The 26,127-nt window shown below is 66.0% G+C and carries 25 protein-coding genes; 8 read left to right on the top strand and 17 right to left on the bottom strand.

Annotated elements, in window-relative coordinates; all coding sequences use genetic code 11:
- Positions 1–109 precede the first annotated feature (109 nt).
- The 3 genes from OC534_RS00530 to ubiE all read right to left on the bottom strand — a co-directional run bounded on the left by OC534_RS00530 (position 110) and on the right by ubiE (position 3,777).
- Positions 110–2,035, bottom strand: coding sequence for a M1 family metallopeptidase (locus OC534_RS00530; protein WP_262071202.1), 1,926 nt, complete (start codon positions 2,033–2,035; stop codon positions 110–112).
- Between the two features lie 51 nt (positions 2,036–2,086).
- A complete protein-coding gene (locus OC534_RS00525) occupies positions 2,087–2,947 on the bottom strand; it encodes a GGDEF domain-containing protein (protein WP_262071201.1) in 861 nt (286 codons plus the stop codon).
- A 68-nt stretch (positions 2,948–3,015) separates the two neighbouring features.
- Positions 3,016–3,777: a bifunctional demethylmenaquinone methyltransferase/2-methoxy-6-polyprenyl-1,4-benzoquinol methylase UbiE gene (gene ubiE / locus OC534_RS00520; RefSeq protein WP_017356645.1), complete on the bottom strand. Its 762-nt coding sequence runs from the start codon at positions 3,775–3,777 to the stop codon at positions 3,016–3,018.
- A gap of 77 nt (positions 3,778–3,854) precedes the next feature.
- On the opposite strand from ubiE, the gene OC534_RS00515 reads away from it, so the two are divergent.
- The 4 genes from OC534_RS00515 to OC534_RS00500 all read left to right on the top strand — a co-directional run bounded on the left by OC534_RS00515 (position 3,855) and on the right by OC534_RS00500 (position 5,759).
- The gene (locus OC534_RS00515) at positions 3,855–4,307 is read left to right on the top strand and encodes a nucleoside deaminase (protein WP_017356646.1); all 453 of its coding nucleotides are present in this window, start codon (positions 3,855–3,857) and stop codon (positions 4,305–4,307) included.
- A gap of 252 nt (positions 4,308–4,559) precedes the next feature.
- Positions 4,560–4,850, top strand: coding sequence for a hypothetical protein (locus OC534_RS00510; protein ID WP_017356647.1), 291 nt, complete (start codon positions 4,560–4,562; stop codon positions 4,848–4,850).
- 58 nt (positions 4,851–4,908) lie between these two features.
- On the top strand, positions 4,909–5,241 hold the full coding sequence (locus OC534_RS00505) for a hypothetical protein (protein ID WP_017356648.1): 333 nt from the start codon (positions 4,909–4,911) through the stop codon (positions 5,239–5,241).
- Between the two features lie 92 nt (positions 5,242–5,333).
- Positions 5,334–5,759, top strand: a complete 426-nt coding sequence (locus OC534_RS00500) for a low affinity iron permease family protein (RefSeq protein WP_017356649.1) — start codon at positions 5,334–5,336, stop codon at positions 5,757–5,759.
- Between the two features lie 22 nt (positions 5,760–5,781).
- Here the strand turns inward: OC534_RS00500 and OC534_RS00495 are convergent, their stop codons facing one another.
- The 3 genes from OC534_RS00495 to smeD all read right to left on the bottom strand — a co-directional run bounded on the left by OC534_RS00495 (position 5,782) and on the right by smeD (position 11,557).
- Positions 5,782–7,170: an efflux transporter outer membrane subunit gene (locus tag OC534_RS00495; protein WP_153164794.1), complete on the bottom strand. Its 1,389-nt coding sequence runs from the start codon at positions 7,168–7,170 to the stop codon at positions 5,782–5,784.
- Between the two features lie 61 nt (positions 7,171–7,231).
- Positions 7,232–10,366, bottom strand: coding sequence for a multidrug efflux RND transporter permease subunit SmeE (gene smeE, locus OC534_RS00490; RefSeq protein ID WP_017356651.1), 3,135 nt, complete (start codon positions 10,364–10,366; stop codon positions 7,232–7,234).
- A 12-nt stretch (positions 10,367–10,378) separates the two neighbouring features.
- Positions 10,379–11,557, bottom strand: a complete 1,179-nt coding sequence (gene smeD / locus OC534_RS00485) for a multidrug efflux RND transporter periplasmic adaptor subunit SmeD (RefSeq protein ID WP_017356652.1) — start codon at positions 11,555–11,557, stop codon at positions 10,379–10,381.
- A gap of 234 nt (positions 11,558–11,791) precedes the next feature.
- On the opposite strand from smeD, the gene OC534_RS00480 reads away from it, so the two are divergent.
- Both OC534_RS00480 and OC534_RS00475 read left to right on the top strand, forming a co-directional pair.
- On the top strand, positions 11,792–12,460 hold the full coding sequence (locus OC534_RS00480) for a TetR family transcriptional regulator (protein ID WP_017356653.1): 669 nt from the start codon (positions 11,792–11,794) through the stop codon (positions 12,458–12,460).
- Between the two features lie 226 nt (positions 12,461–12,686).
- Positions 12,687–13,217, top strand: coding sequence for a CPBP family intramembrane glutamic endopeptidase (locus tag OC534_RS00475; protein WP_262071200.1), 531 nt, complete (start codon positions 12,687–12,689; stop codon positions 13,215–13,217).
- Positions 13,218–14,088: 871 nt separating this feature from the next.
- On the opposite strand, the gene OC534_RS00470 is transcribed toward OC534_RS00475, so the two are convergent.
- Both OC534_RS00470 and OC534_RS00465 read right to left on the bottom strand, forming a co-directional pair.
- Positions 14,089–14,472: a hypothetical protein gene (locus tag OC534_RS00470; RefSeq protein ID WP_262071199.1), complete on the bottom strand. Its 384-nt coding sequence runs from the start codon at positions 14,470–14,472 to the stop codon at positions 14,089–14,091.
- Between the two features lie 691 nt (positions 14,473–15,163).
- A complete protein-coding gene (locus OC534_RS00465; protein ID WP_037591463.1) occupies positions 15,164–15,673 on the bottom strand; it encodes a hypothetical protein in 510 nt (169 codons plus the stop codon).
- On the opposite strand from OC534_RS00465, the gene OC534_RS00460 reads away from it, so the two are divergent.
- Positions 15,667–15,885, top strand: coding sequence for a hypothetical protein (locus OC534_RS00460; RefSeq protein WP_262071198.1), 219 nt, complete (start codon positions 15,667–15,669; stop codon positions 15,883–15,885). The genes OC534_RS00465 and OC534_RS00460 overlap by 7 nt on opposite strands.
- Positions 15,886–16,061: 176 nt before the next feature.
- Here the strand turns inward: OC534_RS00460 and OC534_RS00455 are convergent, their stop codons facing one another.
- The 9 genes from OC534_RS00455 to OC534_RS00415 all read right to left on the bottom strand — a co-directional run bounded on the left by OC534_RS00455 (position 16,062) and on the right by OC534_RS00415 (position 24,648).
- Complete coding sequence (locus OC534_RS00455; RefSeq protein WP_262071197.1) at positions 16,062–16,811, bottom strand: hypothetical protein; 750 nt, start codon at positions 16,809–16,811, stop codon at positions 16,062–16,064.
- A 352-nt stretch (positions 16,812–17,163) separates the two neighbouring features.
- The gene (gene hslU / locus OC534_RS00450) at positions 17,164–18,540 is read right to left on the bottom strand and encodes an ATP-dependent protease ATPase subunit HslU (protein WP_136005180.1); all 1,377 of its coding nucleotides are present in this window, start codon (positions 18,538–18,540) and stop codon (positions 17,164–17,166) included.
- A 110-nt stretch (positions 18,541–18,650) separates the two neighbouring features.
- Positions 18,651–19,202, bottom strand: a complete 552-nt coding sequence (gene hslV, locus OC534_RS00445) for an ATP-dependent protease subunit HslV (protein WP_017356659.1) — start codon at positions 19,200–19,202, stop codon at positions 18,651–18,653.
- Between the two features lie 91 nt (positions 19,203–19,293).
- Positions 19,294–20,184 carry a tyrosine recombinase XerC gene (gene xerC / locus OC534_RS00440; protein ID WP_136005182.1) on the bottom strand — a complete coding sequence of 297 codons (891 nt, stop codon included), beginning with the start codon at positions 20,182–20,184 and terminating at the stop codon, positions 19,294–19,296.
- A gap of 20 nt (positions 20,185–20,204) precedes the next feature.
- On the bottom strand, positions 20,205–20,882 hold the full coding sequence (locus OC534_RS00435; RefSeq protein WP_136005186.1) for a DUF484 family protein: 678 nt from the start codon (positions 20,880–20,882) through the stop codon (positions 20,205–20,207).
- Positions 20,879–21,730, bottom strand: a complete 852-nt coding sequence (gene dapF, locus OC534_RS00430) for a diaminopimelate epimerase (protein WP_153164797.1) — start codon at positions 21,728–21,730, stop codon at positions 20,879–20,881. Before dapF ends, OC534_RS00435 begins: the two co-directional genes overlap by 4 nt.
- A complete protein-coding gene (locus OC534_RS00425; RefSeq protein WP_017356663.1) occupies positions 21,723–21,971 on the bottom strand; it encodes a lipoprotein in 249 nt (82 codons plus the stop codon). Before OC534_RS00425 ends, dapF begins: the two co-directional genes overlap by 8 nt.
- 64 nt (positions 21,972–22,035) lie before the next feature.
- Positions 22,036–22,467, bottom strand: coding sequence for a YbaN family protein (locus OC534_RS00420; protein ID WP_017356664.1), 432 nt, complete (start codon positions 22,465–22,467; stop codon positions 22,036–22,038).
- A gap of 60 nt (positions 22,468–22,527) precedes the next feature.
- Positions 22,528–24,648, bottom strand: a complete 2,121-nt coding sequence (locus OC534_RS00415) for a S9 family peptidase (protein WP_262071196.1) — start codon at positions 24,646–24,648, stop codon at positions 22,528–22,530.
- A gap of 111 nt (positions 24,649–24,759) precedes the next feature.
- Here OC534_RS00415 and OC534_RS00410 point away from each other — a divergent pair, with 111 nt between their 5' ends.
- Positions 24,760–25,953 (top strand): pyridoxal phosphate-dependent aminotransferase, encoded by a 1,194-nt coding sequence (locus tag OC534_RS00410; protein WP_262071195.1) that lies wholly within the window; start codon positions 24,760–24,762, stop codon positions 25,951–25,953.
- The last annotated feature ends 174 nt before the right edge of the window (positions 25,954–26,127 follow it).

Below are 26,127 nucleotides of genomic sequence, written 5' to 3'. Positions count from 1 at the left end.
GGTTGCGCCCACCGCTGCCGAACAAACGAAAACGACGGGTTTCCCCGTCGTTTTCAGGCATTGCATCGCGTGACGCCGATGGGCCGACCTCGCCGGCCGGCCATCGGGATTACTTGCCTGCCTTGTCCAGCATGTCCTGCACCGAGGCGGTGGTGATCGGGTGGTAGCCCGGCTTGGCCTTCTCGAAGGCGGCCTTGGCCAGCACCAGGCCTTCGGGGGTCTTCACCAGTTCGGCGTAGATCGGCAGGATCAGCTTGCGACGGCCGACGCGCTCGATGAACGCTGCGGCGGCCTCATTGGCCTCGGCATACCCGCTGCGGATCGCCAGCGGGTACCAGCGCATGGCGATTTCGCCATTGGCCGTGCCGGTGAAGTGGTAGGCCTTGTCCAGCGCGGCCAGCTTTTCCACCGGCAGGGTCTTGCCAAGGCCGTCGATGAAGTGGACCCATTCCTGGGTACCCCACTCGCCGGTGATCTGCTGGGTCGGCAGCGTGCCACTGCCATCCCAGGCAATGCGCGCGGTGTCGACGATGGAGAAGTTGCGCGAGCGGGCCTTGGTCGCGAACGACGGGATGCCCGGCTCGTCCAGCCACGCCTTCAGTTCGGCGTCGGTGACGGCGCCCGGCTTCTTCGGCAGCAGGTTCTTCTTCAGGTACGCAACGAACTGGTCCGTGTTCGCACTCTGGAAGGCATGGTCATCGAACCAGCCACGCAGGAACGGATCGAAGGTTTCGCGGCCGAAGCGCTGCTCCAGGAACTGCAGGAACCACGAGCCCTTGACGTAGGCCACGTTGCTCAGCGCTTCGTCCGGATCGCGTTCGGTCAGCGGCGGCAGCGCCAGCGCCTGGTCGGCCGGACTCATGTCCTTGACCTCGGCGAGCAGGTCGTTCTGGTCGATCTCACGCTCCATTTCGGCCATTTCCTGGCCATACAGCGCTTCGGTGATGCGGCCCTGCACGTAGGTGGTGAAACCTTCATTGAGCCAGATGTCCTTCCAGCTCGCATTGGTCACCAGGTTGCCGGACCAGCTGTGCGCCAGCTCATGGGCCACCAGCGACACCAGCGACTTGTCGCCCACGATCACCGTCGGGGTGGCGAAGGTCAGACGCGGGTTCTCCATGCCGCCGAACGGGAACGACGGCGGCAGCACGAGCATGTCGTAGCGGCCCCAACGGTACTCGCCGTACAGCTTCTCGGCGGCACCGATCATCTTCTCGGTGTCCTCGAACTCCTTGACCGCCTTGCCGACCATCGTCGGTTCGGCCCAGACGCCGGAGCGGCCGGAAATCGGCTCGAACACCAGGTCACCGGCGGCGATGGCCAGCAGGTAGGACGGGATCGGCTGCGGCATCTTGAAGGTGTAATCACCGTCACGCGCGGCCTTGGGATCGTTGTCGGCGCTCATCAGCACCATCACGTCCGGGCGCGACACCACGTGCGCGGCGTAGGTGAAACGCACGCTCGGGGTGTCCTGCAGCGGCACCCACGAACGCGCGTGGATGGCCTGCGACTGGCTGAACATGAAGGGCAGCTGCTTGCCCTCGGTCATCGACGGCTCCAACCACTGCAGGCCCGAGGCGGTCGGCGCGGTGTGGTAGGTGATCTGCACCTTGGCCGGCTGCTCCGGCGCCTCGATGCTCAGCTTGCTGCCGAACACCTTGTCTGCCGGCGCCAGCACGAAGGCCAGCGGCGACGCCTTGCCGTCGGCACCCAGCGCCTCGACCTTTTCCACGGTCAGCTCGCGGGTATCCAGCACCAGCTGCTTGGCCGCCTTGTCTTTCCACTCCAAGGTGTAGGTGGCGGTGCCGCCAATCTGCCTGCTGTCGAAATCCAGCTTCAGATCCAGCGCCAGGTCCTTGATGACGACCTTGTCCGGCTCGGCGTAGGAGCTTTCGTCGTGGCTGCGGTTGTCGGCTTTCACGGCGGTGGCGCTCGGCGTCTGGGCGGCGGGGTCGGCGGTGGGCGCGGCAGGCTCTTTGGAACAGCCGGCGGCGAGCGCGACGGCCAGGGGAATCAGCAGGAACGGAGATCGCATGTACGGGACCGATCGGGGTGAAACCACCAGTTTACCCCCCACCTCCCCTATTCAGTCGCCCTCGCAGAGCAGCCGTGCTCCGCCTGCGTACTTGGCCCGGTACATTGCCGCATCGGCGCGCCGGTACAGCTCGCGCAGATCCTCGCCCGGCCGGTAGGCCGCTCCGCCCGCGCTGGCCCGCAGCGGCATCGCCGCGCCCTCGGCCGCCAGCCCGGCCAGCCACTGCCGCAGCCGTCCGCATGCCGCCTCGTGCTGGCCCTGCACCGCCAGCAGGAACTCGTCGCCGCCCCAGCGGCCGATCCACTCGCCGGGCTGCAACCAGGCCCGCGCCGAGTCCACCAGCCGCACCAGCACCTGGTCGCCGGCCAGGTGGCCGTGCGCATCGTTGATCGGCTTGAGGTTGTCCAGATCGACCACGAACAGCGTCAACGGCTGCCTCCGCGACTGCGCCAACCGCGCCGCATCGGCCAGCGCCTGCTCGCAGCCGCGGCGGTTGAAGGCAAGGGTCAGCGGGTCCAGCAGCACGTTGCGGCGAAGATCGCGCAGGCCGGCATCGACGCCGTGCAGGTTGCGGTTGATGCTGCGCAGGAGGCGACCGATCTCATCGTGGCCCAGGTCGGGCAGGTGCGGCAGGCGCTGCTCGTCGTAGTAGGCCTCCAGCGCGTCCGCTGCCTGGCGCAGCGGCGCCATCAGCCGGTACAGCGCCAGCATCGCCATCGCCGTACCGACCACGGTGGCGCCCAGCACCACCCCCACCACCGGCCACAGGGTGGCGTGCGCGTCGTGGCCGCTGACGGCCATCCACAGCAGCAGCACCAGCAATGGCACGTGTACGCCAACGAACACCACCGCCATCAGCTTGGCGCTGAACGAACGGCGGAACACGCGGGTCAGCCCGCGGTAAAGACGCATGGCAGGCCCTCTCCGACAGCCTGCCCGCAGTGTCGCCGAGCTCCCTCAGCGGGAACCGGAACTGGGTCTCAAACCTTGTAGCCGGAGTGGATCGAGACGATGCCGCCGGTCAGGTTCTTGTAGTGGCAGCGTGCGAAACCCGCCTCGCCCATCATGGTCTTGAGCTGTTCCTGCGGCGGGTGCTTGCGGATGCTCTCCGCCAGGTACTGGTAGCTGTCGCCGTCGCGCGCGAACAGCTGGCCCAGCTTGGGCAGGATCTTGAACGAGTGGAAGTCGTAGATCGGCTTGAACCAGTCGGCAGTGACCTCGGAGAACTCCAGCACCCGCGCCTGACCGCCGACCTTGAGCACGCGGTACATCTCGCGCAGGCCGGCGTCCTTGTCGGTCACGTTGCGCAGCCCGAAGGCGATGGTGACCAGATCGAAGCTGGCATCCGGGAACGGCAGCGCCTCGGCGTTGCACTGGACGTACTGCAGGCCCGACACCAGGCCCCGGTTGGTCAGCCGGTCGCGGCCCACCGAGAGCATGCCGGCGTTGATGTCGCCGAGCACCACTTCACCGTCCTCACCCACGCGCTCCTTGATCAGCGCGGCGATGTCGCCAGTGCCCCCGGCCAGGTCGAGCACCCGGTCGCCCGGTTTCACCTGCGCGGTGGCCACGTAGTAGCGCTTCCAGGCCCGGTGGATGCCCAGGCTCATCAGGTCGTTCATCAGGTCGTAGCTGCGCGCGACCGAGGTGAACACTTCGCCCACCAGCTTCTGCTTGTCCTTGGCGGCGACATCGCGGAAGCCGAAATGGGTGGTACCGGTCTTGTAGGGGGATTCGCTCATGGCCCCGATTATCGCACCGCTGGCCACGCTGCGGCACCCACCGCCTATCATGGCCACTCCTGTTTACCGGACCGACCATGATCACCACCCCCGACTACGCCGCCCTGCTCGAAACCGCCATCGCCGAAGCCCGCCAGGGCCTGGCCGAAGGCGGCATCCCGATCGGCGCGGCCCTGTACCACAACGACGGCCGCCTGCTCGGCTGCGGCCACAACCGACGGGTGCAGGAAGGCGACCCCTCGGTTCACGGCGAAACCGACGCGTTCCGCAAGGCCGGCCGCCAGCGCCGCTACCAGGACACCATCATGGTCACCACCCTGGCCCCCTGCTGGTACTGCAGCGGCCTGGTGCGCCAGTTCAACATCGGCACCGTGGTGGTGGGCGAATCGGTCACCTTCCAGGGCGGCATCGAGTGGCTGCGCGAGAATGGCGTGAAGGTGATCGACATGCAGAGCCAGACCTGCATCGACCTGCTCGGCGGATTCATCTCGGCCCATCCCGAGGTCTGGAACGAAGACATCGGCGAGTAACAGCGTCCGATCCACGGCGCGCTGCGGCATTCGGGCGCGCCCGTGCTCCGTCGGCGCCCCGCTGCGGAACGGCGTTATGAACGCTTCAGTTGCCGGCGGCGGGGCAAACGCGTTGTGCCAGCAGCGTCTGCGCGGCAGAACGCGACACGGTGCGCACATGTGCCGCCCCCCCTGAACACGCGGCAGTAACAAATGGGCATCGTTGACCGCCTATGGTGGATGCACAGGGGGCTGCATCGTCGAGGAGACGCCATGAACGCCCGAATATCCCGCACCGCCGCCGTCGAACCGGACATGACACTCGCCTGGGAACAACTGCAGGCGTCCTACACCCGCCACCGCAACTCCGCGCCCTTCTGGAGTGCCTACCAGGCCATCCAGAACGAGCTGATGCTTTCCCACCCCAAGCGCTGCATCGACGTATGCAACCAGCTCGCCACGCTGGCCGAGCGCCTTGGCGTCGTTGCCCACGCGCAACTGCTCGGCAGCGCGTGCCCTGAATCTTTCAGCGATGGCCGCCACACCGGCTCGACATCGCCATGACGTCGCATGCACCCGGTATTACGCACTCTTGACTCCCTCCTTCCATATCGACGCAACCATGTCATCCGCCTCGCTTTCCATCCCCGCCGTGATCGACGTCGACGCCGAAGTCGGCCATTGGCGTCAGCGCCACGCCGACGGCACGCTGGGCTCCGGTTCCTTCGGGCACTACGTACCGTGGATCAAATTCGCCTGCGATTCGTTGATCACCCAGCCCCGGGCCAGCGACGAACAGCGCGACGAATCCTTCCAGACCCACTACGCACTGCAGATCATGCCGCGCCTTAGCGAAGACCAGGCCCGCGACTTCGTCGAGCAGTGCTGGGAACACGTCTACCGTGCAGGTCGCCAGGACCTGGCCTCGCGACCGCGCCTGGGCGCGCGCGCCTGATCCACGTCGCGCGAACACGTCGCGTGCGCTGCACGCCGCCTGCACAGCGCGCCTGGCCATGATGGGGCACCGCAACCACCCTGCCGTGCCGCATGACACTCCGACGCGTGTTCAACCTGGTCGCCAAAAAGGCGGCCTATGCCGCAGGAACGCCGTGGACGTTCCTCGGCGCGCTGGCCATTGTGGTGATCTGGGGCGCCAGCGGCCCGATCTTCAAGTTCAACGACACCTGGCAGCTGGTGATCAACACCGGCACCACGATCATCACCTTCCTGATGGTGTTCCTGATCCAGCACAGCCAGAACGCGGACACCGCCGCGATCCAGATCAAGCTCGATGAGCTGATCCGCGCCAACGCCGAGGCGAACAACGAACTTCTCGATCTGGAAGAACTGGACGAGGAACGGCTGGAAGAGATCCGCCGCGAATACGAGCGCATGGCGCGCGAAGCCGGCGATGCGCTGGAGCGCGTGCGCGCATCCGGCCATCCGATGCGGCGGGACGACGAGGCGGTGTAACCGCCCCGTCGTACCGGCGTGCTCAGCCGCGCTCGTGCCAGCCGCCGCCCAGCACCTTGTACAGCGCCACCTGATTGGACTGCTGCGCCAGCTGCGTGGTGACCAGCGACTGGCGCGCACTGTAGGCGGTGCGGCGCGCATCGAGCAGGGTCAGGAAGCTGTCCAGGCCGGCATCGTAGCGGGCCTGCGACAGCTGCTGCGCCTGATCGGCCGCTGCCACCAGTGCCTGCTGGGACTGCAGCTGCTCGGCCAGGCTGCGGTTCAACGCCAGTCCGTCGGCTGCCTCGCGGAAGCCGGACTGGATGGCCTTTTCATACTGCGCCAACGCGATATCGCGATCGGCAGTGGCCATGCCCAGGTTCGCGCGCAGCTTGCCCCCCTGGAAGATCGGCAGGTTCAGCTTCGGAATGAAGCTCCACACACGCGTACCACTGTCGAACAGGCCGGACAGTTCCGACGAGGCCGAACCGACACTGCCGGTCAGGCTGATCGACGGGAAGAACGCCGCGCGCGCCGCGCCGATGTTGGCATTGGCCGACATCAACGTGTGCTCGGCGGCCATCACATCCGGGCGCCGCAGCAGCACATCACCCGGTACGCCGGCCGGCAGCGGCTGCACGGCCGCGACCTCGGTGATTTCACCCTGCGGCAGCAGTGCCTCGTCGATCGGACCGCCTGCGAGCAGCACCAGCGCATTGCGGTCCTGCGCGACCTGTCCTCCGAAGCGCGCGACATCGGTGCGGGCGGTTTCCACCAGCGTGCGGGTCTGGCTCAGCTCCAGCGCCGAGGCACCGCCCAGACGGTGCCGCGCTTCGGTCAGGCGCAGCGAGTCTTCATAGGTGGCCAGCGTGGCCTGGGCGATGCGCAGCTGCTCGGCATCGGCGCCGAGTGTCAGCCAGGCATTGGCAACCTCGGCCACCAGCGACAACTGCGCGCTGCGGCGGTTGGCCGCCTCGGCGAAATACTGCTGCAGCGCCGCCTGGCTGAGATTGCGCACGCGGCCGAACAGATCCAGCTCGAACTCGACCACGCCCAGATTGGCGCTGAACTGCTCGGTCACCGGCGCGTCGCCGCCGCTGCGGGTCATCTGGCCCTGGGCGGCGATCGCCGGCACGCGGTCGGCGCGCTGGATGCGGTACTGCGCACGGGCGCGCTCGACGTTGAGCACGGCCACGCGCAGGTCGCGGTTGTTGTCCAGCGACTGGCCGATCACCGCCTGCAGGCGCGGGTCGACGAAGAAGTCGCGCCAGCCGATATCGGCGACCGGGGTGGCCGACGCATCGGCCACCGTGCTGACGGGCCACTGCGCGGGAATCGCAGGGGCGACCTCGGTGCTCCGTGGTTCAAGGGTGGCACAGCCGGCAAGCGAGAGCGCAACTGCGACGGAGAGAATCAAAGAAGCGTGTTTCATAACGATTTCCCGGGTAGTGCCGGCCGACGGCCGGCGCCAAGCAGAGCATGGATCGAGCGCATCAGGCATCGCCGGTCCTGCGCGTTTTGCGGTTGAACACGCGCTGCACCACCACGAAGAACAGCGGGATGAAGAACACGCCCAGCAGCGTGCCTACCACCATGCCGCCGAGCACGCCGGTACCGATCGCACGCTGCGCGCCGGAACCGGCACCGGAGGCGATCGCCAGCGGCAGCACGCCCAGGCCGAAGGCCAGCGAGGTCATGATGATCGGGCGCAGACGGTCGCGCACGGCATGCATGGTGGCTTCGATCAACCCGGCGCCCTTCTCGAGGTTCTCCTTGGCGAACTCCACGATCAGGATCGCGTTCTTGCTGGTCAGGCCGACGGTGGTCAGCATCGCGACCTGGAAGTAGATGTCGCGTTCCATGCCGCGCATGGTATTGGCCAGCACGGCACCGAGAATGCCCAGCGGCGCCACCAGCAGCACCGAGGTCGGCACGCTCCAGCTCTCGTACAGCGCGGCCAGGCACAGGAACACGATCAGCAGCGACAGCGTGTACAGCAGCGGCGTCTGCGAACCGGCCTGGCGTTCCTGGTAGGACAACGCGGTCCACTCGATCTCGAAGCCCGGCGGCAGGTCCTTGGCGATGCGCTCGATCTCGGCCATTGCATCGCCCGAGGCCACGCCCGGGGCGGGTTCGCCCTGGATCTCCATCGCCGATACGCCGTTGTAGCGTTCCAGGCGCGGCGAACCGTAGTCCCAGCGCTTGGTTGCGAAGGCACTGAACGGCACCATCTCGCCCTTGGCGTTCTTCACCGACCAGACGTTGAAGTCGTCCGGATTCATGCGGAAGTCCGCATCGGACTGCACGTACACGCGCTTGACCCGGCCACGGTCGATGAAGTCGTCGATGTAGCTGCTGCCCCACGCGGTGGCCAGCGTGTTGTTGATCGAGGCCACCGACAGGCCCAGCGCGTTGGCCTTCTCCACATCCACGTCGATGCGCAGCTGCGGGGTGTCTTCCTGCCCGTTCGGGCGCACGTTGGCCAGCAGCTTGCTCTCACCGGCACCGCCCAGCAGCTGGTTGCGCGCGTTGAGCAGGGCCTCGTGGCCCTGGCCGCTGTTGTCCTTCAGGAAGAAGGTGTAGCCCGAGCCGATGCCCAGCTCCGGCATCGCCGGCGGCGGGAAGGCGAAGATGAAGGCGTCCTTGATCTGGCCCAGCGCGCCCATCGCGCGGCCGGTGATCGGGCCGACGCCCTGGTCGGCATTCCGGTCCTTCCAGTCCTTGAGCTTGATGAAGGCCATGCCCGCGTTCTGGCCCATGCCGGCGAAGCTGAAGCCCTGCACCATGAACACCGATTCGACCGCCTCGGACTCGTTCTTCAGGAAGTGGTCTTCCAGCTTGTACATCGCCTCCAGGGTGCGCTCCTGGGTGGCGCCGACCGGGGTCTGCACCAGCGCCATCAGGATGCCCTGGTCTTCATTGGGCAGGAACGAGCTGGGCAGGCGCGCGAACAGCAGGCCCATCACCACCGCCAGCGCGGCGAAGATGGACATGAAGCGCCACGGCCGCGCCAGGATGCCCTTGACGCCACGCTGGTAGGTTTCGCTGGAACGGTCGAAGCCACGGTTGAAGCCGTTGAAGAACCGACCGGCCAAGCCACGGTGCGCCACGTGGTGCTCGCCCTTCTTCAGCGGCTTGAGCATGGTGGCGCACAGCGCCGGGGTCAGCACGATGGCGACCAGCACCGACAGCGCCATCGCCGAGACGATCGTCGCCGAGAACTGCCGGTAGATCACGCCCGTGGAGCCGCTCATGAAGGCCATCGGCACGAACACCGCCGACAGCACCAGGCCGATGCCGACCAGCGCGCCGGTGATCTGGCCCATCGACTTGCGGGTGGCCTCCAGCGGTGACAGGCCCTCTTCGGACATGATGCGCTCGACGTTCTCCACCACCACGATGGCGTCATCGACCAGCAGGCCGATCGCCAGCACCATCGCGAACATGGTGAGCATGTTGATCGAGAAGCCCAGCGCGGCCAGGATGCCGAACGTACCCAGCAGCACCACCGGCACGGCGATGGTGGGGATCAGGGTGGCACGGAAGTTCTGCAGGAACAGATACATCACCACGAATACCAGCACGATCGCTTCGATCAGGGTCTTGATCACGCCCTTGATCGAGACCTGTACGAACGGCGTGGTGTCGTAGGGCACCACCGATTCCAGGCCCGCCGGGAAGTTGGCCTTCATGTCCTCCAGCGCCGCGCGGACGCCGTTGGCGGTGTCCAGCGCGTTGGCGCCGGTGGCCAGGGTGATGGCGATACCGGTAGAGGGCTTTCCGTTGTAGCGGGTGACGAAGTCGTAGCTTTCCGCACCGAGTTCGACCCGGGCCACATCGCCCAGGCGCAGCTCGCTGCCGTCGGTGCCACCGCGGACCAGGATGTTGCGGAACTGCTCCGGGGTCTGCAGGCGGTCCTGCGCGTTGATGGTGGCGTTGAGCTGCTGGCCCTTCACCGAGGGCGCACCGCCAAGCTGGCCGATGGCCACCTGTGCGTTCTGCGCGGTGATCGCCGCAGTGACTTCATCCACCGACAGCTTGTAGGTGTGCAGCTTGTTGGGGTCCAGCCAGATGCGCATGGCGTACTTGCCGCCGAACACCTGGATGTTGCCCACGCCCGGCACGCGGCTGAGCGGATCGACGACATTGGAGCCGACGTAGTCGGAGATGTCGTTGGCATCCATGCTGCCGTCGTTGGACACAAAGCCGATCACCTGCAGGAAGCCGCTGCTCGACTTGGCCACGTTGATGCCCTGCCGCTGCACTTCCTGCGGCAGCAGCGGCATGGCCAGCTGCAGCTTGTTCTGCACCTGCACCTGCGCGATGTCCGGGTTGGTCCCGCTCTCGAAGGTCAGGGTGATGGTCGCCTGGCCGTTGGCCGAGCTGTTGGACGAGAAGTAGATCAGGCCATCGATGCCTTTCATGTTCTGTTCGATGATCTGGGTCACCGAGTCCTCGACCACCTTGGCCGATGCACCCGGGTAGGTGGCGCTGATCTCGACGGCCGGCGGTGCCACTTCCGGGTACATCGAGACCGGCAGCTTCACCACGGCCAGCGCACCGGCAAGCATGATGATGATCGCGATCACCCATGCAAAGATGGGGCGATCAATGAAATAACGTGCCATTGGATTCTCCGCTTACTGCTTGTCGGCCGGAGCCGCCGGCGCAGCGGCCGGCTTGGCCGGCGCAGCGCCCATCTCGGTGGCCTGCACGGGCATGCCCGGCTGGATCTTCTGCAGCCCTTCGACAATGACCTTGTCGCCGGCCTTCAGGCCGTCCTCGACCAGCCACTTGCTGCCGACCGCACGGCTGACCTTGACCGGCCGCACTTCGACCTTGTTGTCCTTGCCGACCACCATCGCGGTGGTATCGCCCTTGGGATCGCGCGCCACGCCCTGCATCGGCACCAGCAGGCCGTTCTCGCGCACGCCGCTGCCGACCTGCGCACGCACGTACATGCCCGGCATCAGGATCTGGTCGGGGTTGTCGACCTTGACCCGCATCGCGTAGCTGCCGGTGGTGGGATCGACGCTGACTTCGGAGAATTCCAGCGTGCCCTTGTGGGCGAACTCGGTGCCGTCATCGAGCAGGATGGTCACCGGCAGGCTCTGGTTGTCCTGCAGGCGGCCGGTGGCCAGTTCGCGACGCATCTGCAGCAGTTCGCTGGCCGACTGGGTCAGGTCGACGTAGATCGGGTCGAGCTGCTGCACGGTGGCCAGCGCCTCGGCCTGGCCGGCGCTGACCAGCGCGCCCTGGGTGACCGAGGACTTGCCGATGCGGCCGCTGATCGGCGCGGTGATGCGCGCATAGCCGAGGGTGACATTGGCCGCATCCAGCGCGGCGCGGGCGGCGCCGACGTCGGCCTCGGCCTGCTTCAGCGCCGCGATCGCGTTTTCGTTGTCCTGGGTGCTGACCGCATCGACCTTGGCCAGCTCGGCAATGCGCCGCGCGCTCAGGCGGGCCGCATTGGCGGTGGCTTCGGCGCGGGCCAGCTGGGCGCGGGCGCTGTTGGCCTGGGCGCGGTAGCTGGCGTCGTCGATCTGGTACAGCGCCTGCCCGGCGTTGACCAGCCCACCTTCGGTGAACAGGCGCTTGGCCACGATGCCGCTGACCTGCGGGCGCACTTCGGCCACCAGGAAGGCAGTGGTGCGGCCCGGCAGTTCACGGGTCAGCCCGACCTGCTCGGCTTTCAGGGTGGCCACGGTGACCTGGCCGGGACCGCCCTGCGGCCCCTCCGGGGCACCGCCGCCGCAGGCGGACACGGTCAGGGCGATCGCGAGGGACAGCGCGAGGAAGCGATAGGGGGATCGGGACATGGCAGCGTGGGCTCACAGGTACGAATAAGGGGCACCCCGCCACGAACTCCGCCAATAAAGCAGCGAATCACGGCCAACAGGGCGACAAATGCAGACAAAACCTGGCTGAGTGCCTGCCGGCGCAAGGCAGGCGGTGCTTGGCGAGGATCAGTGGGGCGCAAATATACATACATGCATGTTTGTTTGTAAAGCGGTACAATTCAGGCCGGTTTCATCCAGCACCTGCGTAGCGCAATGGCCAGAAAAACCAAAGAAGAGGCGCAGGCCACCCGCGAAGGCATCCTTGATGCCGCCCAGGCCTGTTTCCATGAATACGGGGTCGCCGGCACCAGCCTGGCGATGATCGGCGCGCGGGCGGGCTTTACCCGCGGTGCGGTGTACTGGCACTTCAAGAACAAGACCGAAGTACTGACGGCCATGATCGACCGCGAGCGCATCCCGTTCATCGAACGCCTGCGCCGCACGACCTCCTCCAAGCGCTCCACACCCGTACTGGACCTGCGCTCGGCGCTGCTGGTGTCCTTCCAGGAACTGGCCGACGACGAACGCCTGCGCAACATGATGGAGATCATGCTGCGCAACGATCTGTCGGTGGAGAGCCAGGCAATGCAGCAGCTGCAGCTGGAGGCCTCGCGCGAGGAGCTGGCCATCTTCGCGGCCGCCTTCCAGCGCGCACGCGACCTCGGGCAGCTGCGTGACGGCGTGGACGTGGACACGGTGGCCCGCATCGTCAGCACCAGCCTGACCGGCGTGCTGTACAGCGCGATGCTGGAACCGGAGCTGTTCGAGATCAAACGCGACGGGGCGGAGACCCTGGACGCGATCCTCAGCGCGTTCGTGAAGCCGGGTGTGTTCACCCCGGGTGCCGCGCCGACGGCGCTGCCGACCGACGACGAGGCGTAGTGCCGGCCGCTGGCCGGCTCCTCGGATTGGGTTCCCTGGGTGCCGGCTCCGCCGGGCGGCCTCATGCAGTCAGGCGAACAGCCGGTGGGCATCGGCTCCGTGGGTTTGGCCGTCCGGCGAGGGTTTGCGGGACACCCCGTGAATCCCTCCCTGGAGGCTCGTCAAACACACCCCTGATCTAGACGGTCCCACAAACCCGCCCCGGCCGGCCTTCGGCAGGTGGCCGATGACCACCGAAGATCAAAGGCACCGCATTGCAGCGGTAGCGGATGCTGGCGTAGTTGTGCCAAACAGCGTTCTCAGTCTGCTGCACATCGGTTTGCTGCTACTGAGCTTCATGTTCCAGGCGAGCGTGGAGGAAGTCATCTTCCGCGGCTGGATGCTGTCGGCGGTGGCGCGCAAGACCAATGTCGCGGTGGCCGTGCTGCTGGTGTCGCTCGTTTTCTGCTTCCTGCATTTCAGTCCGCACCAGCCGCCCCTGGTCATACTCAGCACGTTCCTGTTCTCGCTGCTCGCCTGCGCCTGGACGTTGCGGACCGGTAGTATCTGGGGCGTGATGGGCTGGCACACGGGGTGGAACTGGTTGCTCGCGACCGGCTTCGAACTGCCCGTCACCGGCATCGATGCGCACTTGCCGGCGCTGCTGGTGGCGCTGCGCCCGCAAGGCCTCGACACCCTGACCGGTGGCGCGCAAGGGCCGGAAGGCAGTTACCTGTGCAGCGTCTTCTTCGTTGCCGCGATCGCGTGCATCCAGTAGCGAAAGACGCGCGGGGCTCAGAACTTCTCGCCGACCAACAGGTAACGTCACTGCCCGGGCGGCATGTGTCCACTCTGGGCGCTCGTCTCCAGGCCTGCGCCGGATGGGTTCAACATCCGAACCCCGTCATCGCTGGACATTGTGTCGATCCATGCTCACTGGGAGCATAGAACCCGGGGAGAGATTGCCAGGGCGTTGGGCCTGGATTTGAACGCTGTGCGCTCCCCACCGTTCTCCGACATGCGCCGTATGCGAAACAGTCTTCTACACGCGTGTGGCTGGGCGGAGAGCTCCAAGCACTTTGACGTCCTGCAATGGTTCAACAAAGGCGATGTGGTCGTGCTGAACCCTGACCGCTTCCGCGAAAGCATGGATCGCCCAAGGGGCTTCCAGATGCTGTCCATACTCCCGGATTCGATCCGCTCCCGGGCCTCAAGCGGTAACACTCGGAAGTACCGCGCTGTAGTTGTGAAGGCCTCTCACGACACTTCCCTCTACTGAACAGGACAAGTCGAGCGCGCACGTGCCTCGATTATGCTTGTGCATTCAGATGGTGATCCTCCACAGCTGTCAGCGTGCAACAGCTTTCCATCTTCTCGCAAAAGTACGTAGTAGACACGCGTGCGCACACGCTCTCCAGTGCCGATGTCATATCCACTTACGGCCGAAACAACTCGAGCGCTGCAGTTCAGCTTTGAAAGCGGCGAAAGGCGTCCCTCGGCCACTCCAGCTATCGCCGACATGTATTCAGCAGCTAAAGAACTGTCTGGTTGATCGTTGATGGATTTCTCCGAAACGGCCTCCTCGCTTCCGCATCCCTGCATCAAGCCGCCAATCAACGTGAGCGCCAACGCGCGGTATGTCACTACGTTCATTTTACATGGCACGCGGCGCGTGCTGCATCAATCATCATCTTGCTGCATTCCTGCAGGCCAAGTGCGCAAGTCCGAGACGACAAATAGCGCCCCCCAGAATCGGTCAGCGCGTAGAATACTCTCCACGCTCTTGTGCCCGGCTTCGGAAACTCTACCTGTACAGTTATCAGCTGTAGTTCAATGGCTGGTCCTTCAGGGACGCTATCCTTTGCCAATGCACCTTGCACATTAACTTCGTAGTGCTGTGCGAGACTGCTATGGGATTCGTGGTTGATCACGGAATAGTTGCAGCCTTGCGGGCTGCTGCATGACGTTGCGCTCAAAGCTGCAACGACAACCACAGTGATGCCTGAAATTCGTAGCGAGTTGTGCGCGGTCACGTTTGGTGCTCCTGCCATCACTTTCAGGAGAATTGTCGATCCAATCGTTTTGCGTCCAGCCTTCCTTCCGCTCGGAACACGCCCTTGAAGTCGCTGAGCTTAAGCTTCTGTGTAGTGTCGTTGCGAGTGATTCCATTTTCATTGGAAGCTCGAAGCCTAGTGCCCGAGCGATTCGCCATGACGTGATCGTCAGTGTAGCCGTCCTTGTAGGTTGCTGCCCTGGGAAGTGGCCGGGGGCGGCAGTGCCACATTGACCGTGGCAAACCCCGACCAAGCCCCACAATTGACGAAGTTGCAAGCCTGCACCCGGTAGGCATAGCTGCCATTGCCTCGGCTGACCCCGACCGACGTGGGGCCATCAGACAACAGCGTGACCCAGCCCGCACCGTTGGCGCTTTCCTGCAGGGTGTAGCGGGTCGCGCCGGCGACGGGGTTCCAGCCAATGCCGATGCTGCCCGGACCCACACGGGCGGGGGCACTTGGACTGGGGGCGGCCGTCAGCGGGTATGTCACGGCGGTGGTGGCGGTGGCGCTGTAGCCCGTGCAGCCGGCCGAACTACTGGCCGGCGCGCGGTAGTCGAGCTACGGGTACGTTGTTGGCTCGTGCTCCCCGAGCGAATATTGGAGTACTGGATCAGAGTCGCGTGGCTGCCGTTTGTGCCCGGTCTGCAATCGACCCCGATCAAGACACCTACCTCGAGGCCGCGGATTCGTCAGTTCCAAATCCTCGCCCATCTACAGACCAGTACACCTCGGAGATAGGCTGGTTGACGAACCTGAACATCACGAGCCCACGTTCAGGGCTGTAGAAGTACTCGGTCCCATGACGTGAAATCACGAAGGTGTGGATCTCGTCGCCGAGTATGCGCAACGTGCGCTCGCCCTCTAGCTTGAAAATGAGATCCCCATCTCCACATTCCCATTCCTTCGCGCGCATCTCCGGATCGGTCGGTGCGCAGAAGCTCATCCGCGTTGTCTTGAAGCACCGGCTGCGATTGGCAGGGCACGCTTCAATTTCGGTCACTGTCGCAGGGTAAACAAGCGTCTTCTTGTCCAGATCAATTGTGATCGCGGAGGTTTCGAAGGATAGATCTGAGACGCTTTCATAGCGATACTGTCCTGCGTCCCCACCATACTGTGGAAGAGCGGACTGGGCGTTAGCCACCGCGAAGAGGGTTGCGAGCACTGTAGGAAATGTCATCTTTCAATCCTGGGCTTGACCAGCAGTTCTTCACCTTTGGAAAGTATCTCTACGGCACGATCACTTGCCATGTTCTCGGCACCTGCGGCAAAGTCCATCCTAAGGTTTTCTGCGTTTCCATGACCAGCGAATTCATGGACGCCAAATGCGGCCTTGGCAGTGTCTCCGCCCTGGGCAACCAAGCCACCGTTCATTTTCAGTTCGCCCGGTGACTCTAGAGCCTGAATCATATTGCTTAGCGTAGTCTGAACTTGATCCACTTTACCGTCTACGAGTCTAGCTGTCGTTTCACCTGCGGCACCCGTGGATGGAGCTGCGGCGGCCGTAGTGTCTATTTTTACCTTCCAGTTCTTCAGGTTTGCAATTTCAGCGGGGCTTCCGCCTGCTCTTACGCCTCGCGCTGTGAGATTGCTGGGCTAGTTTGGGCGCGCAGCGGCTGGGCGGTGTTGCCGTCGAACTCGGTACGCGACTGCTCGATGCCGTTGACGATGCCGCGGGCAGTCTGCCCGCGCACCCACAGCTGCGCATTGTCGTAGTACTCCGTGCTGCTGCGGCTGAAGCCGGCGGTGTTGGATTCCACCACGGCGACTTCGCGGATGGACGCATCAAACGTCTGCACCTGACGGGTGAACAACACGCCGTCCTGCTGCACGGTGGTGCTCTGTACCGGGCGATTGAGGTGCTCGCCCAGTTCGGTGGCTCCATACTTCAGGTTGCGGCCGGCGGCCTGCGGGAACGGCGCGCTGGGCAACTGCGCGTTGGGGTAGTAGCTGTTCCGGTCCACGCGAACCACGTTGCCGCCGCTGGTGGTGGTAGTGCCCAGCAGCAGGCCGTCGTTGTAGGCGACTTCCTTGCCGAACTCGTAGGTCTTGATCACGCCATCGGGTAAGGTTTCGATCGTTATCTTGGGTTCCGACTGACCTGCAGGAATCATGGGCCACCCTTGCTGAGTCAGGTTCCGGTCGTATTCCCACCCCAGGTTGGTGTACTGGTATGTCCATTGCGCGGTGGGCATGCCCGGGCCACTGATGGTCTTGGTGACCAGCGACATGGCATCCCGGTAGATGGGCGTCATGTTCCAGCCGTCGGCGATCAGCTGCTCATCGCCGGAGGTAATGAAACGTGAGAGGCGCGCCAATGGGTTGGAGTTGCCAAATTTGGCAAAATGGCAAACCGGGAGCGCGACGCGCGGTTTCCCTGCACCGATGTCAGAGTTTTCTGATCGCCGTGGCGCATGGTGCGCAGCGCATGGATCCGCCGAGACGGGTCGCATGAAGGGCACGGGGCGATTCCGTGGATGCCGGACGAACGTAGGTAGCGTCGGTCGCGCGACGACTGCCGATTACCCCAATCGCCCGTTCAACGCATGGCCCCCAATCGAATACGCCGTTGACCTTGCCCCCGCAAACCCGCACCGTCCCGCCAAAGCCGAGCCAACGAAAAAAAGGCGGCACCGAAGTGCCGCCCTTTCAATTCATGCCACCCTCCCCTTACAGGATGTAGCGGCTCAGATCCGGATCCTGCACCAGCTCGCCAAGATGGGCGTCCACGTAGGCGTGGTCGATGCTGATCGTCTCGCCGTCGCGGTCCGGGGCCTCGTAGCTGAGCGAATCGAGCAGTCGCTCGAGCACCGTGTGGAGGCGGCGGGCACCGATGTTTTCCTGCCGCTCGTTGACCTGGAACGCGATCTCGGCCAAGCGGTCGACCGCATCGGCGGTGAACGCCACCGACACGCCCTCGGTGAGCAGCAGCGCTTCGTACTGCTTGGTCAGCGCGGCCTTCGGCTCGGTGAGGATGCGCACGAAATCGTTCTTGCTGAGCGCGCCCAGTTCCACCCGGATCGGGAAGCGGCCCTGCAGCTCGGGGATCAGGTCGCTGGGCTTGGCCAGGTGGAACGCACCGGAGGCGATGAACAGGATGTGGTCGGTCTTGACCGTGCCGTACTTGGTGGACACGTTGGAGCCTTCCACCAGCGGCAGCAGGTCGCGCTGCACGCCTTCGCGCGACACGTCGCCACCGGACGCACCGGCTTCGCCGCGCTTGGCGACTTTGTCGATCTCGTCGATGAACACGATGCCGTGCTGCTCGCACGCTTCGATCGCCGCGCTGCGGATGTCGTCTTCGTTGACCAGCTTGCCGGCCTCTTCCTCGATCAGCAGCGGGCGCGCGGCCTTGATGCTCAGCGTGCGCTTCTGCGCCTTGGCGCCGCCCATGCTGGAGAACATCTGGCGCAGCTGCTGGCCCATTTCCTCCATGCCCGGCGGGGTCATGATGTCCACGCCAACATTGGCCGAGACTTCCAGCTCGATCTCGCGCTCGTCCAGTTCGCCATTGCGCAGCATGCGGCGGAACTTGATCCGCGTTTCATTGTCCTGCGCGGACGGCTCATTGCGTGCGGCCTCGGCATCGAAGCCGATACCGGTGCTGCGGCGCGGCAGCAGCGCATCGAGGATGCGGTCCTCGGCGCGCTCTTCGGCCTGATTGCGCACGCGCACCTTGGCCTGCTCGCGATACAGCTTGACCGCCGTGTCGGCGAGGTCGCGGATGATCTGCTCCACATCCTTGCCGACGTAGCCGACCTCGGTGAAGCGGGTCGCTTCGACCTTTACGAACGGCGCATTGGCCAGCGTGGCCAGGCGGCGCGCGATTTCGGTCTTGCCGACGCCGGTCGGGCCGATCATCAGGATGTTCTTGGGCATGACTTCGTTGCGCAGCTCGGCCGGCAACTGCATGCGGCGCCAGCGGTTGCGCAGCGCGATGGCGACCGCGCGCTTGGCATCATGCTGGCCGACGATGTGCCGATCCAGTTCCTGCACGATCTCGCGCGGGGTCATGGTGGCGGAAGAAACTTCAATCTTGTGCGGCATGGGTGTGCTCACGAGTGAATGTGGTTGATCGAGATTGCCGGCCAGCGGCCGGCACTACGCCATGTATCGGGTCGGCGCCGTGGCAGTGCCGGCCGCTGGCCGGCGCTCCGTTACAGCTCTTCAACCACCACATTGCGATTGGTGTAGATACAGATGTCGCCGGCGATGTTGATCGATTCGGTGGCGATGGTGCGGGCGTCCAGTTCGGTGTGCGCCAGCAGCGCGCGCGCGGCCGACAACGCGTAGGAGCCGCCCGAGCCGATGGCGATGATGCCGTCCTCCGGCTCGATCACGTCACCGGTGCCGCTGATGATCAGCGAGGTGTCCTTGTCGGCTACCGCGAGCAGGGCCTCCAGCTTGCCAAGGCGGCGCTCGGTGCGCCAATCCTTGGCCAGCTCGACGGCGGCGCGCTGCAGCTGCCCGTGTTTTTCCAGCTTGGCTTCGAACAGCTCGAACAGGGTGAAGGCATCGGCGGCGGCACCGGCGAAACCGGCCAGTACCTGGCCCTCACGGCCCAGACGGCGCACCTTGCGGGCGTTGCCCTTCATCACCGTGTGGCCGAGCGTGACCTGGCCATCGCCGGCGACGGCGACGTGACCATTGCGGCGCACCGAAATGATGGTGGTGGCGTGAAAAACGTTGGGGTTCTGACTGGGGTCCATGTGGCCTCCGGGGTGACAGAGACTGAGGTGGGGTCGTTGCCCCGGGCTTCAAGCCACCCTGCCCTGCGCCCCGCTGACGCACCGGATCGATTCAGCTTTCGTTGCTGCTTCGCCGCCGTTTCGCGCGCGGGTGGGCCGCGTCATAGACCTTGGCCAGGTGCTGGAAATCCAGATGGGTGTAGATCTGCGTCGTGGCGATATCGGCATGGCCAAGCAGCTCCTGCACGCCGCGCAGGTCACCGGACGATTCCAGAATGTGGCTGGCAAAGCTGTGCCGCAGCATGTGCGGATGCACGTGCTTGAACAGGCCTTGGCGCTGGGCGAGCTGGCGGATGCGGATCTGCACCGCACGCTGGGTGATCGGACCGCCGTTGCGCCCCGGAAACACCGGTGCGTCGGCAGCGCCACCACATTCGGCGTGCCACGCCTGCAGGGCAGCGCGTGCGTGCGAACCGAACGGGACGCGTCGCTGGCGGTTGCCCTTGCCCAGCACGTTGACCAGGCCGGTCGCGAAATCCAGGTCGCGCCAGATCAGCGCGCACAGCTCGCTCAGGCGCAGGCCCGAGGAATAGAACAATTCCAGCAGTGCGCGATCGCGCATGCCGAGGGGCGCATCGGTCGGCAGTTCGACCAGACGCACCGCTTCGTCGGCGTCCAGCACCTGTGGCAGTTTGCGTGGCGCCTTGGGCGCCTTCAGGGTGGCGGCAGGGCTGACCTCGATGCGACGGTGCCGCAGCAGCCAGCCATAGAAACTGCGGCAAGCCGACAGCCGGCGCTGCAGTGAGGTCGGCGACAGGCCGCGACGGTGCTCGGCAGCAATGAACTGGCGCAGCTGCTCGCTGTCCAGGGTCTCGATCGCCGCGCCCTGCGCCTGCGCCCATGCCGATACCGCCTCCAGGTCACGGCGGTAGGCATCCAGCGTGTGCGCCGACATGCGGCGCTCCACCTGCAGGTGGGCGAGAAACGCGGCGACGGCGGTCATGGGCACGGCGCCGTGGCGGGTCAGGCCGGGTCGAAGCGCGCCAGCGCGACCACCAGCGCTTCCCCCATCATGCGCAGGAACAGCGTGCCCATGCCGGGATAGAAGCGGTTGCCGTCGCGGCTGCCGACCGCGATCAGGCCCACGCCCGGCAGCGGCAGCAGCGCGCTGGACTGCACATCATCCACGCGGTCGCCGTACAGCAGCGCGTTCTTTTCCGGCTGCAGCCGCCCGCAGATGGGCTCGCCGTCGCCAAGGCAATCGCGGAACGACGACAGCGCCGGGCTGTCGGCGGCCACCACCTGCAACCACGGCGCCTGTTCCAGTCCGGCGACCGGCTTCAGCAGCACCAGGCGGACCAGGTCGCCGGCGAAATCCTCTTCCAGCGAGGCCGCCATCGCGCGCAGCGTGTCACCGGCGCTGGACTGCTTCATCAGCGCCAAGGTGAGCTGGTGCGTGCGCACGGCCAGGCGCTCGTTGATCTGCGCGTTGGCGGCCAGGTCGGCCAGCCGACGCTGCAGCTCGCGGTTCTTGTCGCGCAGCACCTCCAGCTGGTAGCTGGCCAGCGACGCGGTCGGGCCGTCATCGCGCGGCACCACCAGGGTCAGGGCCAGGTCCGGGAACTGCTTCAGGAAGGTCGGGTGACGCCGCAGCCAGGCGGCGACTTCGTGCGCTCCGATTTTCTCGACGGTCTCGCTCATGCGTTCCATTCCCCCTCGAAGACGAAGGCAGCCGGCCCGGACATCACGATCTGGGCGGTCGGGTCCGGCCAGCGGATGCGCAGGTCGCCACCGGGCAGCGACATGATGGCGTCACGTTCCAGCCGGCCGCGGTGCATCATCACCACCGCCGCCGCACAGGCACCGCTACCGCACGCCAGGGTCTCGCCAACGCCGCGCTCGTAGACGCGCAGGCGGGCGTGGCGTGGGTCCATGACCTGCACGAAGCCGACGTTCACCGACTGCGGGAAGGTGGCGTGCTGCTGCAGCAGCGGGCCGAGGCGCTCGACCGGTGCTGCATCCACCAGCCCGACTTCAATCACGGCGTGCGGGTTGCCCATCGAGACCGCGCCGAAGCGCACGGTGTCCCCCTGCAGCGGCAGCAGATACTCCTCGCGGGCGTGTGCGAAACCGATCAACGGGACCTGGTCGGGCTCGAAGCGCGGCACGCCCATTGCCACGGCGTACTCATGCTCGCCCAGGCGCTCCACCGCGTGGGTGGTGACCGGGCTGTCGATCGCAAAGGCATCGCCGCTGGCGGCACCGTCGCGGACCAGCCAGGCCGCCACGCAGCGCGCGCCGTTGCCGCACTGCTGTGAACTGGAGCCGTCGGCGTTCCAGATCCGGTACGAGGCGACCGATCCGTCGGCCCTGGGCGGCTCGATGGTCAGGATCTGGTCGCAACCGACGCCGGTATGGCGATCGGCCAGGCGGGCCGCCAGCGCCGGATCCGGCGGCGGGCTGCCGTCGCGCAGATCCAGCACGATGAAGTCGTTGCCGGCACCGTGCATCTTGCTGAAGCGCAGTGCCCGGGGTGCCGCCTTATTCATTCCCGTCATCGGCCTTGAGTGCCGGCGCGTCGACCGGATCGGGCGCGACCGGGGTGGCACCGACGTCGGCATCGGACGCCGGCGGGGTGACGGCCGGTTCGGCGGCCGGCTCGACCACTTCTTCGACCGGAACAGGCTTCTGCGGCATGACCAGAGGGCCCTTGTTGCCACAGGCCGACAGCACCAGCAGCGCCGAGGCGGCCAGCGTCAGGGAGATGAGGGTACGGGGGGATGTCTTCATGCCCCAAGTATAGCCATGCCCTCCACAGTAGTGCCGACCGCTGGCCGGCCACCTCAGCAGCGCCTCAGGATGACCGCGGCGGCAGCGGCCGGCTCCACAGCCACAGCGCGACGGCGGTCATGCAGCCGATCGACAGCCATTTGACCCAGGCGATGGGCACGCACCACAGCATGATCCCGGCGCAGACCGTCATGGTCAGCGTGGCCATCCACTTCGCGTAACGGCTGACCGCGCCGTGCGCCTGCCAGTTGCGTATGGCCGGACCGAACCGCGGATGCTGCATCAACCGGTTGTGCAGGCGCTCGGAGCCGCGCGAGGCGGCCCAGGCCGAAATGAGGATGAACACGGTGGTCGGCAGGCCCGGCACGAAGATGCCGACGATGCCGGTACCCAGGCTGACATACGCCAGCAGCCACCACGCCCAGCGGAAACGTACCGGCCGCCGCACGGGTGCGGGTGCGGCATCGGCAACGTCAGGGCGTTCTGGCAGGCTCATGCAGCCAGCATAACGAGCCGGGAAGGCGACCGCGATGGTCGCCTTCCGCCTGGCCGTGGATCAGTTCGTTGCGGGCGTGACGCCGAGCTGATCCAGCACGAACGCGTAGGACTCGGCCAGCTCGCGGTAGCGCTGGAAGCGCCCGGACTTGCCACCGTGGCCGGCTTCCATGTTGGTACGGAACACGATCGGATGGGTGCCGGTGTTGTCGTCGCGCAGCTTGGCCACCCACTTGGCCGGCTCCCAGTACTGCACCTGCGAATCCCACAGCCCGGTGCCGACAAACAACGCCGGGTACGCCTGCCGGCGCACGTTGTCATACGGCGAGTAGGTGAGCATGTAGTCGTAGTACTCGCGCTGCTCGGGATTGCCCCACTCGTCGTACTCGTTGGTGGTCAACGGGATGCTGGCATCGAGCATGGTGGTGACCACGTCCACGAACGGCACCTGCGCCACCATCACGCGGTAGTCCTGCGGTGCCTGGTTGGCCACCGCCCCCATCAGCAGACCACCGGCGCTGCCGCCGGACGCGGCCACGCGGTCCTTGGCGGCGTAGCCCTGGCGGACCAGCTCGCGGGTGACATCGACGAAGTCGTTGAAGGTGTTCTGCTTGTGCAGCAGCTTGCCGTTCTCGTACCAGGCCCGGCCCATTTCCTGGCCACCGCGGATGTGCGCGATGGCATAGACCACGCCGCGGTCGAGCAGGCTGACCACGGTCTGATTGAAGCCCGGGTCCATCGACATGCCGTAGCTGCCGTACGCGTACTGGTACAGCGCACCGGTGCCGTCCTTCCTGAAGCCATTGCGGTACACCAGCGAGACCGGCACCTTGACGCCATCGCGGGCGGTGACCCACACCCGCTCGGTGGTGTAGTTGGCCGGGTCGTAGCCGATCACCGGCTGCTGCTTGAGCTGGCGGCGTTCGCCGGTGACGGTGTTCAGTTCATAGGTGGTGGTGGGCGTGGTCAGCGAGGTGTAGGCGTAGCGCAGCCACGGGGTGTCGTGTTCCGGATTGGCGGCCAGCCCCATCGAGTAGGCCGGTTCATCGGCCTTGACGTACTCCTGGCGACCGTCGGCGAACAGCAGGCGGATGCGCTCCAGCCCGTTGGAGCGCTCGGCGATGGCGCTGTAGCCGTCGAACAGCTCGACGCCTTCGATCAGCACCGCCTCGTCGTGCGCCACCCAGTCCTTCCACTGGCTGCGTGTGGTGGCATCCGAGGGCGCGGTGACGATCTTGAAGTTGGTCGCACCGGCGTCATTGGTACGGATCACCCAGCGGCCATTGAAGTGGTCGGCGTCGTACTCGACGTCGCGCGCCCGCGGGGCGAGCACGGTGAAGGCCTGCGGATCGGCGGCCGGCGCGTAGCGCGTTTCCGAACTGACCGTGCTGTGCAGGTCGATGGTCAGGAACCGGTCGTCGCGGCTGCGGCCGACGCCCATGTAGAAGCTGTCGTCCTTCTCTTCGTAGACCAGCACGTCGCTGGCGACCGGCGTGCCCAGCACGTGCTTCTTCACCCGCACCGTGAGCAGCGTTTCCGGATCGTTCTCGACGTAGAACAGGGTGCGGTTGTCATCGGCCCAGACCACGTTCGGCGACACGTTCTCGATCCGGTCCGGCAGCACCTCACCGGTGCGCAGGTCCTTGAAGCGGATCACGTACTGGCGGCGGCCGACGTCGTCCTCGGCCCAGGCCAGCAGGTGGTTGTCCTGGCTGACGTCCATATCGCCGACGCTGAAGTAGCCCTTGCCGGCAGCCATCGCGTTGATGTCCAGCAGGATCTCTTCGGGCGATTCCATGCTGCCCTTGCGCCGGGCCTGGATCGGGTAATCCTTGCCGGTCTCGAAGCGGGTGTAGTACCAGTAGCCGCGCTCGCGCGCGGGCACGCTGGCGTCGTCCTGCTTGATGCGCGCCACGATCTCCTTGTAGAGGGTGTCCTCCAGCGGCTTGAGCGGCGCCATCACCGTATCGGTGTACGCATTTTCCGCGTTCAGGTACGCCAGCATCGCCGGGTTCTCGCGCTTGTCGTCGCGCAGCCAGTAGTAATCGTCGCTGCGGGTGGCGCCGAACGGGGCCTTGACCGTATGCGGGTGCTTTTCGGCATCAGGCGCGGTGGGCGCGGGAGCGGCATGCGCGGAAGTGGTCATCAGGCTGGCAACCAGTAAACAAAGGACGGGTTTCACGAGATAAGGCTCCTGGCGGGGGAATGCAATGGCGTCCGTGTCCATGCAGTCTGCGGCGGTCGTTGGGCCGGCGGCAAGCGTGTCGTTGGTCACTGCGCCTATCATCGGGACATGATCACGCCCCCCACTCCCTCCGCGGCCGGCTACAGCCGCCGCAGCCAGGACATCGCCCCCTTCCACGTCATGTCGCTGCTGGCCCGCGCGCAGGCGCTGGAACAGGCCGGCCACGACGTCATCCACCTGGAGATCGGCGAGCCGGACTTCACTACCGCCGCCCCGATCGTGCAGGCCGGCCAGGCGGCCCTGGCGGCCGGGCATACCCGGTACACCGCCGCGCGCGGCCTGCCGGCCTTGCGCCAGGCCATCGCCGGTTTCTACCGGGACCGCTACCAGGTGCAGGTCGATCCCGAGCGGATCCTGATCACCCCCGGCGGTTCCGGCGCGCTGCTGCTGGCCAGCAGCCTGCTGGTCGATCCAGGCCGGCATTGGCTGCTGGCCGACCCGGGCTATCCGTGCAACCGGCATTTCCTGCGCCTGGTCGAAGGGGCCGCGCAGCTGGTGCCGGTCGGGCCGGAGACCGCCTACCAGCTGACGCCGTCCCTGGTGGAACAGCACTGGAACGCGGACAGCGTCGGCGCGCTGGTGGCCTCGCCGGCCAATCCCACCGGCACGGTGCTGTCGGCCGCGGACCTGGCGGCGCTGTCTCAGGCGCTGAAGGCGCGTGGCGGTCACCTGGTGGTCGATGAGATCTACCACGGCCTGACCTACGGCATGGACGCGCAGAGCGTGCTGCAGGTGGACGACGATGCGTTCGTGCTGAACAGCTTCTCCAAGTATTTCGGCATGACCGGCTGGCGTCTCGGCTGGCTGGTGGCCCCCCCGAAGGCCGTACCTGACCTGGAAAAGCTGGCGCAGAACCTGTACATCAGCGCGTCCAGCATCGCCCAGCACGCCGCGCTGGCCTGCTTCGAACCGGAGGCCCTGGCCATCTTCCAACAGCGCCGCGCCGCCTTCCGCGAACGCCGCGACTACCTGCTGCCGGCGCTGCGCGCGCTCGGCTTCCGCATCGACGTCGAGCCGGAAGGCGCGTTCTACCTGTACTGCGATGTGAGCGCCTTCACCGATGACGCGCAGGCGTTCTGCGCGCATTTCCTGGAGACCCAGCACGTGGGGTTCACCCCGGGTCTGGATTTCGGTCACCACCGGGCCAGCCAGCACGTGCGGCTGGCGTACACCCAGCAGGTGCCGCGGCTGGAAGAAGCCGTGGCGCGTATCCGCCGCGGCCTGGAAACGTGGGTGCGTTGACCCCGCCGCGCGGCGCGGAACGACTCCAAAAAAAACGCCACGCATCGCTGCGTGGCGCTGAAGCTGGGGTGGAGCCAACCTGACGCCCCACCACCCGGAGTTCACGGGGCGATGGGTCCGCATCGGGCCGATGCCCCGCGGGATGCTCGACCGCCCCTGGCCGTCGAGCATACC

Origin of the sequence: Stenotrophomonas sp. Marseille-Q5258 (assembly GCF_946900935.1) — a bacterium.
Lineage (GTDB): Bacteria > Pseudomonadota > Gammaproteobacteria > Xanthomonadales > Xanthomonadaceae > Stenotrophomonas > Stenotrophomonas nematodicola.
Note: the sequence above shows the minus strand (reverse complement) of the source record. Positions and strands in the feature narration are given on the sequence as shown.